11 protein-coding genes are annotated in these 13,459 nt (G+C 35.7%); 2 read left to right on the forward strand and 9 right to left on the reverse strand.

The genetic code is table 11. The features are described 5' to 3' along the window. Positions 1-9: 9 nt before the first annotated feature. From H9636_RS08375 to H9636_RS08385, 3 genes are all read right to left on the reverse strand, one after another. Complete coding sequence (locus tag H9636_RS08375; RefSeq protein ID WP_191707168.1) at positions 10-2,154, reverse strand: ATP-dependent Clp protease ATP-binding subunit; 2,145 nt, start codon at positions 2,152-2,154, stop codon at positions 10-12. 205 nt (positions 2,155-2,359) lie between these two features. Beyond that, positions 2,360-2,674, reverse strand: coding sequence for a metal-sulfur cluster assembly factor (locus H9636_RS08380; RefSeq protein ID WP_191707169.1), 315 nt, complete (start codon positions 2,672-2,674; stop codon positions 2,360-2,362). 52 nt (positions 2,675-2,726) lie between these two features. After that, positions 2,727-3,491, reverse strand: a complete 765-nt coding sequence (locus H9636_RS08385) for a prolyl oligopeptidase family serine peptidase (RefSeq protein ID WP_191707170.1) — start codon at positions 3,489-3,491, stop codon at positions 2,727-2,729. Positions 3,492-3,701: 210 nt separating this feature from the next. On the opposite strand from H9636_RS08385, the gene H9636_RS08390 reads away from it, so the two are divergent. Next, positions 3,702-4,508 carry a Cof-type HAD-IIB family hydrolase gene (locus tag H9636_RS08390; protein WP_191707171.1) on the forward strand — a complete coding sequence of 269 codons (807 nt, stop codon included), beginning with the start codon at positions 3,702-3,704 and terminating at the stop codon, positions 4,506-4,508. Positions 4,509-4,602: 94 nt separating this feature from the next. Next, positions 4,603-5,457: a DegV family protein gene (locus tag H9636_RS08395; RefSeq protein ID WP_191707172.1), complete on the forward strand. Its 855-nt coding sequence runs from the start codon at positions 4,603-4,605 to the stop codon at positions 5,455-5,457. 97 nt (positions 5,458-5,554) lie between these two features. On the opposite strand, the gene H9636_RS08400 is transcribed toward H9636_RS08395, so the two are convergent. The 6 genes from H9636_RS08400 to H9636_RS08425 all read right to left on the reverse strand — a co-directional run bounded on the left by H9636_RS08400 (position 5,555) and on the right by H9636_RS08425 (position 13,154). Continuing rightward, on the reverse strand, positions 5,555-7,378 hold the full coding sequence (locus H9636_RS08400) for an oligopeptide ABC transporter substrate-binding protein (protein ID WP_191707173.1): 1,824 nt from the start codon (positions 7,376-7,378) through the stop codon (positions 5,555-5,557). Between the two features lie 152 nt (positions 7,379-7,530). Further along, positions 7,531-8,436: an ABC transporter permease gene (locus H9636_RS08405; protein WP_191707174.1), complete on the reverse strand. Its 906-nt coding sequence runs from the start codon at positions 8,434-8,436 to the stop codon at positions 7,531-7,533. A gap of 30 nt (positions 8,437-8,466) precedes the next feature. After that, the gene (gene opp4B / locus H9636_RS08410) at positions 8,467-9,429 is read right to left on the reverse strand and encodes an oligopeptide ABC transporter permease (protein ID WP_191707175.1); all 963 of its coding nucleotides are present in this window, start codon (positions 9,427-9,429) and stop codon (positions 8,467-8,469) included. Positions 9,430-9,431: 2 nt separating this feature from the next. Next, entirely contained in the window at positions 9,432-10,379 is a 948-nt protein-coding gene (locus tag H9636_RS08415; RefSeq protein WP_191707176.1) for an ATP-binding cassette domain-containing protein, read from the reverse strand. Next, positions 10,357-11,385 (reverse strand): ABC transporter ATP-binding protein, encoded by a 1,029-nt coding sequence (locus H9636_RS08420; protein ID WP_191707177.1) that lies wholly within the window; start codon positions 11,383-11,385, stop codon positions 10,357-10,359. The genes H9636_RS08415 and H9636_RS08420 overlap by 23 nt, the downstream gene beginning before the upstream one ends. Before the next feature lie 308 nt (positions 11,386-11,693). After that, complete coding sequence (locus tag H9636_RS08425) at positions 11,694-13,154, reverse strand: alpha-amylase family glycosyl hydrolase (protein ID WP_191707178.1); 1,461 nt, start codon at positions 13,152-13,154, stop codon at positions 11,694-11,696. Between the last annotated feature and the right edge of the window lie 305 nt (positions 13,155-13,459).

Raw genomic sequence — 13,459 nt, forward strand, 5'->3', positions numbered from 1 at the left:
GTTCTTTATTTATTGAAATTTTGATTCTTTTAATACAACTAACTGATCATTTTCAATCGAAACATGTAATGCATCACCTGGTAGCACTTCCCCTTTTAATAACTCCCTCGCCACCGCCGTTTCAACATGACGTTGAATAAAACGTTTTAAAGGTCTAGCTCCATATTGGGGATCACTACCTTGTTCCACAATCCAATGAACAACCTGTTCATCAACTTTTAGACTAATTTCTTGTTCTGCAATCCGTTTTCGTAATTGTTCAATATACTTCTTACTAATATCACTAAAATGTTCTGAAGATAGCGCATGGAACAGAATAATATCATCTATTCGGTTTAATAATTCCGGTTTAAAATGTACCCGAAGTTCAGACATGACTAAATCTTCTATATCTTCTTGTTGCTCTAATTTCGATTCAAGTAAGTAATGGGAACCAATGTTGGATGTCATTATGACTACAGTATTTGTAAAGTTGACCAATCGACCTTGGCTATCTGTTATCCTACCGTCATCTAATATTTGTAATAAAATATTGGCGACATCCGAATGAGCTTTTTCAATTTCATCTAATAAAACAACTGAATATGGGTTTCTACGGACTGCTTCTGTTAATTGTCCTCCTTCTTCATATCCTACATATCCAGGAGGTGCCCCAACTAGTCGTGAAACACTATGCTTTTCCATATATTCACTCATATCAATACGAATAAAATGCTCTTCTGAATCGAAAAGTTGAGCTGCTAACGCTTTCGCTAGTTCCGTTTTCCCTACTCCAGTCGGGCCTAAGAAAATAAAGGAACCAATTGGTCTATTCGGATCTTTAATTCCTGAACGGGCACGCCAAACGGCTTCTGTAACGAGATTAACAGCCGTATCTTGTCCAACTACTCGTTCATGTAACGTATCCTTTAAACGTAGTAATTTGTCCCTTTCCCCTTCCACTAACTTTGTAACAGGAATTCCAGTCCATCTAGAAATAATGGATGCAATTTCTTCAGCTGTTACTTCCTCACGCAAAATTCGATTCTCAGAACCCATTTTCAATTGTTCTTCAAGGTTCTCTAATTCTTTTTCTAAAGCTGGAATTTTACCATGGCGGAGTTCTGCAGCCTTATTTAGATCATATTTACTTTCCGCCTCTTCTAAATCACGACGAAATTGATCTAATTGCTCACGTTTTTGTTGTATTTTTTGTAAATTTCCCTTTTCCTCTTCCCACTGTTTCCGCATCTTTTCGGCTATTTCTTTTAATGAAGCCAATTCACTATTTAACGCTTCGAGTCGTTTTTTACTTGCTTCATCATTTTCTTTCGTTAACGCTTGCTCCTCAATTTCCAATTGCATAACACGTCGCGTTACCGAATCTAGTTCTTGAGGCATCGAATCGATTTCCGTACGAATCATCGCACAAGCTTCATCAATTAAATCGATTGCTTTATCCGGTAAAAAACGATCCGTAATATAACGGTTCGACAATTGGGCAGCAGCGATTATCGCTCGGTCATGAATCCGTACTCCATGGTGTAGTTCGAAGCGTTCCTTTAATCCACGTAAGATGGAAACCGTATCTTCTATTGAAGGTTCACGAACCATTACTTGTTGGAATCTACGTTCCAATGCAGGGTCCTTTTCTATATACATTCGATATTCATCTAACGTCGTTGCACCGATACAATGGAGTTCTCCCCGGGCTAACATTGGTTTTAACATATTACCAGCGTCCATTGCCCCATCCGTTTTACCGGCTCCAACAATCGTATGAATTTCGTCGATAAATATAATAATTTTCCCGTCTGATTTTTTTACTTCCGTTAAAACGCTTTTTAAACGTTCTTCAAATTGTCCACGGTAACTTGCTCCCGCAATTAATGAACTCATATCAAGTTCATACAAAATACAATCCTTTAAGCCTTCTGGTACATCTTTTCTCACAATTCTTTGTGCTAAGCCTTCAATAATAGCCGTTTTCCCTACTCCTGGCTCACCAATTAAGACAGGGTTATTTTTCGTTTTTCTTGATAGGATACGAATGACATTTCTTATCTCTTCATCTCGACCAATTACGGGATCCATTTTCCCACTTTTTACTTCTTCAATTAAATTGCGACCAAATTGTTCTAATGGACTGCGATTGTCTTGTTGCTGAAATTGCATTCATTTAACACCCTTTCAAAAGATGAATTAAATTTGACCTTTTTTGACTATTTCAATTATATGTTGTTCAAAGGACGAATGCAAAAATTGACACTTAAAAGTTTTTGTCATTAAATTGCTAGGTAAAACGGAAAAAAGTGTAGACAAAGTCAAAACGACTTATGCTACACTTCTCATCAGTATTATGGGACTCTACGATATTTTATTATCGAATACCTAAAGCCATTTTTGCATAACGAGACATATTATCTTTTGACCATGCCGGTTGCCAAACGATGTTTACATCTACATCTTTTACCTCAGGTAGTTCACTTAATGCCGTTTTAATTTGGTCAACAATAACTGGACCTAATGGACAACCCATAGATGTTAGGGTCATCGTAATTTTCGCAACCCCTTCTTCATCTAAATCTACTTCATATACTAAACCTAAGTTGACAATATCAATACCTAACTCAGGATCAATGACATTTTCTAATGCACCTAAAATGCTTTCTTTCATTTCTTCACTTACTGCCATTTTGTGTTTCCCCTTTCTTTTCTATTGACTCTATCATAGCAAACCGATTTCGTTATGCCAAATGTTCCGAAAGAAACTCCGTTACGGCAAGTACACCAGAGCGCGGAACTTTATGACCATAATTAGGTGATTCGACAAATTTTAATCGTTCTGGTGTTTGTTCATAGTATGAACGCAATTGAGTATAAAAATGATATGTATTTTTAAATGGTACAGTCTCATCTTTATGACCATGCCAGAAAATAACGGGTCTTTGATTAAAACGAGTAGGATCCTTTGTAATATCATATTCAGCTAAAAGGGTTTGTAACTGTTCCTTTTGTTTATCATCCATTGGTAATTTGACACCCAATGATTCAAATTGATTTAATTGGTAATTTGAAAGTTCAACAAATCCTGGAGCTCCCATACAAATACCCGCTGTATGAACCCAGTCGTAAGCATTAAGACAACCGGAGGTAACGATTCCTCCCATCGATGTTCCTGCGATTCCAACTTTACCGGAAGTTAAAAGTCCTCTGTTTTGTAGTTCAGTATAGATAATGTCCATTTCTTGGATAGATTTTAATACAATCTCCCAAAAGTGAACATTCATTTTCATTTCAGATAGATTTTCTGAACGATCTCCATGTAAATAAGCATCTGGTAAGATGACACGAACACCCTTTTTAACTAATTGATATGCATAGTGTAAGTTATGTTCTTTTGCGCTTCCAAAACCGTGTAAAAAGATTACGACCGGTGATTGTGGCGTCATCGAATTATTATAAACGTGTAATAAAGGAATCCCATTCCACATATCATCTTGAACAAGCATCTTCTTGTCACTCCTTTAATATATTGAACACAATAAATTATTTCTAAGCCGTTTTCTCTTATAGTTTTGTTTATGGGAGAAAAACTACTTATAACCATCATATCATTGTTGGAAATTTTTTTCTGAATGAAAGGAATATAAAATACAAAATTTTGACTAAATATATCCATAAGGGATAAAATCAGTAAGATAGAGAAAGGAGAATTCCTTATGAAACAACATTTAATCGTATTAGATTTAGACGGAACGTTATTAACCGACAAACAGCAAATTTCTGAAAAAACAAAAGCAACTTTAATAAAAGCAAAAGAAGCAGGTCATCAAGTGATGATTGCGACTGGACGTCCATTTAGAGCAAGCCAACTGTATTATAATGAGTTAATGCTTAATACACCCATCGTAAACTTTAACGGTGCCCTCATACATCATCCGAAAAATGAAGCATGGAAAACAGTCCATTCACCTATCGATCTCAGCGTCGTCTATGATGTGGTTGATTCTGTTGATAAATACCAATATGAGAATTTAATTGCGGAAGTAATGGACGACGTGTTTATTCACGTTGAGAATGAAACGATGATGGACATTTTTAAAATGGGAGACCCTCGCGTAACGATTGGAAATTTAAGAGGGAACTTACATGAAGATCCAACAAGTTTACTTATCCATGCCGAAGAAGCAAATGTACCGATTATTCGTGACCATTTAGAAAGTGTTCATGCGGAACTTATTGAACATCGTCGATGGGGAGCACCTTTCCATATAGTTGAAATCGTCCGAAAAGGTTTAAATAAAGCAGTAGGTATATCCCTTGTTGCAAAGGATTTAAATATTCCCCGCGAAAGAATCATTGCTTTCGGTGACGAAGATAACGACTTAGAAATGATCGACTATGCTGGAATCGGTGTTGCGATGTCTAATGGAATCGATGATTTAAAAAATATCGCCAATGAAATTACTTTAAGTAATAATGAAGATGGGATTGCCAAAGTCCTAATAGAAAGACTAAAATTGTAAGTATAGATATCGGTGGAAATCCATTTTATTTCCTCTTTATCCTCATCATGGGAATGACTGAAAAACATCATTCATCATTCAAGGAGGTAGATTTATGAAAATTTTTGCAGATAGTGGCTGTGATTTACCGAAGCAATTTTTCACAGAGGAAGACGTCGAATTATTTGCATTACGAGTTGATTTAAATCATACAGAGTACAATGACATCATAGATATTGATCCTAAAACGGTATATGATGCGATGAGACAGGGAGTTACTCCAAAAACGTCTCAAGTGTCACCTGAAGTATTTTTAAATGAATTTGAAAAACTAGCGGAAAATGATGAAGAAGGACTTTATATTGCCTTTTCATCCAACTTATCTGGTACATATAGCACTGCTGTCATGATTGCTGCACAGGTACGCGAAAATTATCCAAATTTCAAATTAAAAATTATCGATTCAAAATGTGCTTCTCTAGGCTGTGGCTTACTTGTAAAAGAAGCTGTTAAGTTGCGTAAAGAAGGTTTATCTTTAGATGAAATGGCGTCTCGTATTGCCCATTTAGCTGAACATATGACCCACCTTTTCACAGTGGAAAATTTAGATTATTTAGCAGCTGGAGGAAGACTTTCCAAATCCAGCGCCTTTATCGGTGGCCTATTAAGTATAAAACCGATTTTACATGTAGAAGATGGGAAATTGATTCCCCTTGAGAAAATTCGGGGTCGAAAAAAGGCGATTAATCGTATGATCGATTTAATGGTTGAACGAGGTGGCGACTTCTCGAATAAAATCGTCGGGATAAGCCATGGCGATGATTTAGAGTTTGCTCAAGAAATACAAGCATTAATCGAAGAAAAGTTAAAACCAAAAGCATTTGAAATGACAATGGTTGGAGCTGTTATTGGGGCCCATTCTGGACCTGGTACAATTGCTATTTTCTTTACAGATAAAGAATATTCATAATGGAAAAGTTGTTCCTTTGGGACAACTTTTTTCTATTTCCCTAAATGAAAAAGATGAATCAAAGAGTGGAACTCTTCGATTCATCTTTTCATTTCTATTAGTTAGAAGCTACTGGTTCTTCAGCAGTTAATTCGATTTCATGTAAATAAGATGTGTATTCATTTGCATAATCGACACTGAAGTTTTTCACACGCTTATTAACCGGGAAAATTTCATATCGGAATTGCATTGGAATTGTTGTTGCCATTTCCTCGATATGTTGTTGGAATTTTTTAAATTCCCCTGCACGGTATTTTGTATCGAAAGACTTTGGTGAGTCAATATTTTTAACTGCTGTTTCTAACTCTTCAGAAGTATAACGGCTGAAATTAAATTGGTCCACTTTGCCGTATAGTCCTGCTGGAGATGGATTAGTACCAGTTCCCCAAGCACCCATGAAGATGTCAATTTCCGGATCGTCTGCTTCAACTTTATCGTAGAATGAGTTTAACTCGATTAAACGACCAGTTGTTAATGTTACATTTAATCCAACATCTTTCCAATTTTGAAGGTAGAATGCGATAATTTCGTCTTGTGTAGCATCCCCTGCTATTGCAGCTAATTTAATTTCTAATTTTTTGCCGTTTTTATCTTCACGTATTCCATCGCCATCTACATCTTTATATCCAGCTTCATCTAATAATGCTTTCGCTTTTTCTGGATCATAAGTGTATCCTTCTAAAGAGTCATCGTAGAATGCTTTAAATACTGGTGGGATTAAAGAATTTGCTCGTTCACGAAGGTTATTATAGAACACTTCCGAAACTTGTTCGATATCTAAAGCATAGCCCATCGCTTGGCGTAATTTGACATCACCCATTTTTGAACCTTCTAAATCTGTTACAACTGTATTGTTTTCAAAGTCGTATTTACCTACTTTAAATCCTAAATAAGAATAGTATAGCTCTTGACGACCTAAAACTGTAACATTGTCATAGTTTTCGATTTCTGGCATTTTTGTCGCATTAAAGTGTTGAATAACATCATATTTTCCAGATCCAATCGCTACTGAAATGGAGCTACTCGGAACTACTTCAACTACAACACCATCGAGTTTCGGTACACCTTTCCAGTAATGTTCGTTTTTCGAGTATTGTACCGATTCACCTGGTACGATTTTGTCAATTTTAAATGCACCTAACGTTACTGGATTTTTACGAACCGCATCAGATTCTACTAATTCAGCAACTGGAATATCTTTAATTTGGTGACTTGGTGCTGCATAGGACCATAAACCATCACCAGAATAATAAATAGCTGGAGATAATTGTTTAAAACTAATTTCTAATGTATGATCATCGATTTTCTTAAGACCTGAAATCGTATCAGCTTTTCCAGCATTATACTCTTCCGCACCAACAATATTTTGGAATTGAGTATCATAACGAACTCCCGTGTAATCTGGGTGTCCAATTATATGGTATGGTAAAATGACATCATCAATCGTAAATGGTTCACCATCAGACCATTTCACACCTTCACGGATTTTCACAGTTACTTTATTATTATCTTGATCTACATCTAATGTAGCAAGTCCTGTATCTGTAATCATAAAGTTTTCATCTGTTTCAAAAATGACATTTGAAGCCCAGTTCATAAGGTCTGCATCATAAGCGTCTTCATAAAGTTCCCAGTTGAAAATTCCTTGGAAAGGTTCATCTTTCACCATGGCAACACGAAGCGTTCCACCTTCAATCGCTTCTTCCTCATTTTCTACTGCAAGTGTAAATAACTCATCAGGATTTTTTGCATCTTTCTCAGTACCTGTATCTTCCGTACCTTTTGTGTCTTCAGCTGGCTTGTCGTCTCCGCCATTACAAGCAGTTAAAACTAGTAAGACAGAAAATAATAGCGCCAATAGCGACCACTTTGTTTTTTTCATTCCTTTTCCTCCCTTTTCTTTTTGTACCTGTTTAAAATTATATATAGTCAAACATATTTACTTTTAAATTGTAAATATGGCGGTACCAAAATGATTTCTAAAAAGTTCTAATACAACCAATTTTCAGTTATTTTAAAACGCAATTTTTAATATTAACCTAAACGCTGACGGGCATCGGCTGATCTTCGAAGCGCCTGTCCGACATAGTTGATACCAAGCATCATGATTAAGATGAATAGTGATGCCGGTAACCAAACCCACCAATATTGTTGTAATACGAGCGGGTTGTTTGCATTACTAACGAGTGTTCCAAGGGATGGAGTTGACATTGGTAATCCGAATCCTAAATAAGATAAGCCAGTTTCAATGCCTACATTTCCCGCAAAGTTTAACGTAAGCTCTACAATAATAATGGAACTTAAATTCGGTAGTAACTCCCGCACAATGATGACAAAATCATTTGTTCCTAGGGTTTTCGATGCTTGTATATAGTCCCGTTTACTTTCGGACAATGCTTTTGAACGAATCAATCTCGCTGTTCCTGTCCATAAAAATAAACTCATGATCAATACGAAGGAAGCAACGGTATACTTCGGTACAACAGTTACAAAAACAATGATTAACATTAAAGATGGAACTGTAATGAAGAAATCAATAATACGCATGAACATATTATCAATCCAGCCGCCAAAGTATCCACAAACTAAACCAACAACGACACCAAACACACCAGTAATAATCGTAATAGAGATTGCTATTAAAAGGGAATTTTTCGCACCGACAATAATTTGACCGATAATATCCTTACCGCCCTCATCAGCCCCTAATAAGAACTTATCCCCAGGTACTGCAAATTTATCCCGTAAACTTACACGCATTAATTGATCTTGGTCGATAAAGAAGAATGCCCATATAAAGACACCTATAATTACAGCGACTAATCCAACTAATGAAAACAATGCTAATCTATCTTTCATAAATTCTCTAAATACTACTTGAATTCCAGTAGGAGGAGAATTTACATAAGTTTTATTCTTTTTATATTTTTTCTTTGCCATTTTGGATCCTCCTTAACTTTTTAGTGTCGCCTATTCAATCCTAATGCGAGGGTCAACAATACTCATTATAATATCGGATAAGAGACTACCTAAAAGGGCTAAGAAGCCAAATAACATAACAAGTGCTGTTATTACACTATAATCTCTGGATGAGATAGAACTTACAAATAATTGTCCCATACCTGGATAGCCAAAGATTGTTTCAATGAAAATTGATCCCCCAAGTAACCCTGTAATAGTAAAGCCTAAAAACGCTGCAATTGGTAATAAAGAGTTACGGAAAATGTGTTTAGAATACACTTTTCTCATTGGAATTCCTTTACTACGAGCAGTTCGAACAAAATCCATCGACTTTGCATCGATAATTTCTGAACGTAAATATTGAATAATCCCTGTCGTACCTAAAATAGCGTAAGTAATAGATGGTAATATAATATGATAGAATTTGTCCCAATAATAACTTAACGAACCTGCCTCATGTTCAATATTTACACTGCCGTTTGTTGGGAACCAATGTAGTTGGTAACCAAAAATAAATAAAAATACGAGAGATAAAACAAATGTCGGAATGGCATATGTAACAAAGCTATAAAATACAATTGATTTATCTAAAAATGAATTTTGGTACCTACCCGCTAAAATTCCTAATGGAATGGCAATTAAATAAAGTAAAATCACACTTAATAACGATAACCAAAACGTATTTAACGCACGCTCACCAATTAAAGCAGCAACGTCCCTTTTATACGTATAACTAAGTCCTAAATCCCCTTGGATTGCGTTACCAACCCATCGTACATATTGAATATGCCATGGATCATTTAGCCCTGCTTTTTCTTGAAGTTCCGCAATACGAGCCGGATCTGTTTCTGGTGTAATTAGTCCTGTAAAGGGATCCCCAGGCATAAACTTCGCCAAAATAAATATAATAACACTCAGAACAAATAACTGTGGAATCATTATTAAAAATCGTCTGACAATCGTTTTCCACATGATTACATGACCTCCTTCACTTGTGAAGTAGCTGCCACAAAATGGGTGCTTGATACCGGTACTAAATCAAATACCCGTTCATTTTCATCAAAATAATTTTTATGTTCGACTTGATAATGTTGCTCTACTTGTATTCTTTCTCTTTTCCGTTGTTCCCTTCCAACCGGAGTCACTTCTGGAATAGCAGAAAGTAATCGTTTTGTATATATATGTTGCGGGTTATGATATATATCACCTTTTGTTCCCGATTCAACAAATCGACCTTTATACATAATCGAGATGTGATCACACATATGTTTTACAACTCCTAAATCGTGGGAGATAAATAAATAACTAATACCAAACTCATTTTGAATATCTTTCATGAAATTTAAAACTTGAGCTTGAACAGACAAGTCTAAAGCCGATACAGGTTCATCAGCAATAATTAATTTTGGATTTGTTGCAATGGCCCGCGCAATTCCTAATCGTTGTTTTTGACCTCCAGAGAATTCATGGGGGTATTTGAATTTTGCATCATCAGGCATTCCGACAATATCTAATAATTCACTTATTTTTCTTTCCTCTTCTTGAGGGGATAGCTTTAAAAAATTACGAATTGGTTCGGCAATGATGTCCTTCACCCGTTTTCGAGGGTTTAAACTAGAGTGGGCATCTTGGAAAATCATTTGGACATCACGACTAAACGCAGACTTTCGACTTCTACGTTTATTTGTCACATTTTCTCCCTCATAAAAAATAGATCCACCCGATATTTTTTCTAACCCAATAATGGCTTTTCCTGTTGTGGATTTTCCACAACCTGATTCACCTACTAATCCATAGGCTTTGCCTCTTTCAAACTCCATCGTTATTCCATCAACAGCATGAACTTGATCAATCACTCGGTTGAAAAATCCTCCGCGAATAGGATAGTGGACTTTTAAATCATTTATTTGCATGAAGCTCATATGTCCCGCCCCCTTTATCCGTTTTAAAATGAAACTCTTTCCAACATGTACAACGTACAAAATGACCAGGTGAAATTTCATGGAGTGCTGGATGTTCCTCGTGAGCTTCTTTTGGAATCCAAGGTATTCGTTGAGAGAATCGACAACCAGATCTAGGTAAGTTCATCAATGACGGTACAATACCTTCTATAACATTTAAACGTTCCGACTCCGAATTCATCTGTGGAATGGAGTTAAACAGGGAACGAGTATATGGATGTTTTGGATTTGTAAACAACTCATTTACGGGTGCCTCTTCAATAATTTCTCCTGCGTACATAACTGCGACTCGATCAGCCACCTCTGCGACAACACCTAAATCATGGGTAATTAAAATAATTCCCGCTTCTGTTTCAGCTTGTAAATCAATTAATAAATCTAAAATTTGCGCTTGAATCGTAACGTCCAATGCTGTAGTAGGCTCATCTGCAATAATAATTTGCGGTTTACAAGAAATTGCTATTGCAATAATTACCCTTTGTCTCATTCCACCTGATAATTGGTGAGGGAATTGTCTAGCTACCCTCTCAGGGTTTTTAATTCCTACTTGTTTCAATAATTCTAGTACTCTTGCTTGCCTTGCTTCACTTGTCAAATCCGTATGATAGATTAAGCCCTCTTCAATTTGTTCCCCAATACGCATCAAAGGATTTAATGCTGAAAGAGGATCTTGGAATATCATACTGATTTGAAGACCTCGAATGCCATTCATCTCTTCTTCGGAAAGGGCAGCTAAGTTTTTTTGGTCAAATAAAATTTCTCCTTGAACACGCGTTTTGTTTTGGTCATACAGTCCAATAATGGAAGTTGCAAGGGTACTTTTACCACAACCAGATTCACCAACGATTGCAAGAATTTCATTTTTCCTTAATGTAAGGGAAACTCCGTCTACTGCATCATAAAATGTATCTTTAATTCGAAAACCGGTATGTAAGTCATTAATTTTTAATAATTCATCTGTTTTCAAATTAACTCTCCTTTCTAGCAATCATGTTCGCTTTTTATTAATTTGAATATTACAAATCTTCTTGTTACACAATCTTTTCCGAAAACTATTAATCTTTTAACAATTTATGTATTGTTGCAATAAATTATATATTTGTGTAATAAATGAAGTCAACAGATTTCGAGTTTATTTTTCAGAAATAACTAAATATTTGAAATGTACACTCCATTTTATGAATAAAATACTTTTCTTAGACATCCCAACATTATGCTGTCCATAAGAAAAAAAACGTCTCAAAAGTATAAAATACCTCTGAGACGTCAATTTTTTTAATTTTGATTGGCTCTTCTCCGTTTACCTCTTTTTATTAAAGCAATAATAAAGCCAATAAATAAAAGGTAAACTAATCCTAACGCAATTAAGTAAGAAATATTAATACCCTTTTCCTCTGTTACTTGGTATATTTCTACAATTTCTCGATCTAATACGATAGGGAAATTTCCTTCATCATTTACTCGTATTGTGTCACTATCTAACATAGCACGAAGTTCTTTATCTGTGCCGACTTCATCAGCAGGAATATCAACTTTTGTTGTTTTACCAGTGTTATTAATAACAATAACCCATCTTTCATCATCAGAGTAACGTTCAAAAACTAAGAAACCATTTTCATTTTTAATTAGTTTAAATTCACCGTTACGTAACGTTTCTGATTGGTTACGTAATGTTTGAACGTCACCTATAAATTCCACCATATCCTCATCGGTCCGGAAATTATATAACTGGTGAGCGTTCGGTCCTGCTTCTCCGTTCATAATAATTTCCGTTCCGTATTGCATTACTGGTACCCCTGGTAATAGAAGAGTTGCAGCAATGGCAAGTCTTACCCTTGTTGGAGGATAGGCTTCGGCAGATAACGTAAAGCGATCTGTTAATAGGGAATCGATCATCAATTGGGCAGGAGCTTGTTTACCTTCAACAAATGGGGCCACATTGGTTAATAGAGCTGATGAATCTTGATCTACATTTTTGTATGCATTTCGAAATGCTTCGTTTGTTTCTTCAAAATATGTCGCATCAAAATTTGCGTCGCTCTCCTCATTCGAAATAACATAAACATTGTTGTTGACTGATTTGATTGCCTCAATAACTTCATTCAAAAATGAAGGGCTAGCCGTATCTAAATTCGTTAATCGTACGCCATCTACGTTATATGTAGTAACAAATTCAACTACTGAGTCGATAAGCGCTTGCTGAACTTCTTTGTTATTTAAATCCCAACGAACTTTCCCATTGGATTTTTCTATTATCCAATTTGCCTTATCACCATCTTGTGCCCATTCGTGATTTTCACTTACATTTGATAAAGGGAAGTCAATCATCATTTTTACATGATCATCATGAAAAGTTTCGATTAAATTTGTCAGTTCCTCAGGTGTCCCAAACTGTGGCTCAATTTGACGATAGCTTGTTACCATCGAACCGTCGTATGTTTCAGTTGAAAAAACAGAACCAATTGACGCAATTGTGAAGCCCATTTTCGTGATCAATGATCGTTTTTCAAGTAATCCTTTAAAATCACCACCAGCAAATTGGGACGGATTTTCTGCATCGGCATTGTAATCGTTTTCTAATGTTCCATTTAAAATTCGATCAATTAATAAATCATATATACTTTCATCTTCTATTGATTTCGTCTCTTCCGCTTTAGCAACAGAAGAAATTGTCAATGAAGCAACTAATAAAAGTGACGCCGCTACGCCACTAATGCACTTTTTAAAATTCAACATAATCCCTCTCCTTCAAACCATACCAACGCCATTTTACCAAAAAAAAAAGATGAACTGCCATCTTTTCAAAGGAAAATAACAAATCCCACTGTGAAATAAGACAAAACAGTGAACAACTATTTTGCCTAAGAGATTTATGGTTTTAATCTGTCCAAAAGGAAACACTTTTATGGATATCTTTTATCCTTTATTTTTTTTGCTTCGCTATCTATTTTTAAATAATAGAAAAAGAGGCTGGGACAAAACCCACCTCTGAAATGAAAAGCCGGTGAAATTTTACGATAAGTAAAATTTCACCGGCTTTG

This window comes from Ureibacillus galli (assembly GCF_014836845.1).
GTDB classification, from domain to species: domain Bacteria; phylum Bacillota; class Bacilli; order Bacillales_A; family Planococcaceae; genus Ureibacillus; species Ureibacillus galli.

Coding starts and splice junctions, on each gene's coding strand:
- H9636_RS08375 (WP_191707168.1), bottom strand. CDS start 2,154: ATGCAATTTCAGCAACAAGACAATCGCAGTCCATTAGAACAATTTGGT.
- H9636_RS08380 (WP_191707169.1), bottom strand. CDS start 2,674: ATGGCAGTAAGTGAAGAAATGAAAGAAAGCATTTTAGGTGCATTAGAA.
- H9636_RS08385 (WP_191707170.1), bottom strand. CDS start 3,491: ATGCTTGTTCAAGATGATATGTGGAATGGGATTCCTTTATTACACGTT.
- H9636_RS08390 (WP_191707171.1), top strand. CDS start 3,702: ATGAAACAACATTTAATCGTATTAGATTTAGACGGAACGTTATTAACC.
- H9636_RS08395 (WP_191707172.1), top strand. CDS start 4,603: ATGAAAATTTTTGCAGATAGTGGCTGTGATTTACCGAAGCAATTTTTC.
- H9636_RS08400 (WP_191707173.1), bottom strand. CDS start 7,378: ATGAAAAAAACAAAGTGGTCGCTATTGGCGCTATTATTTTCTGTCTTA.
- H9636_RS08405 (WP_191707174.1), bottom strand. CDS start 8,436: ATGGCAAAGAAAAAATATAAAAAGAATAAAACTTATGTAAATTCTCCT.
- opp4B (WP_191707175.1), bottom strand. CDS start 9,429: ATGTGGAAAACGATTGTCAGACGATTTTTAATAATGATTCCACAGTTA.
- H9636_RS08415 (WP_191707176.1), bottom strand. CDS start 10,379: ATGAGCTTCATGCAAATAAATGATTTAAAAGTCCACTATCCTATTCGC.
- H9636_RS08425 (WP_191707178.1), bottom strand. CDS start 13,154: ATGTTGAATTTTAAAAAGTGCATTAGTGGCGTAGCGGCGTCACTTTTA.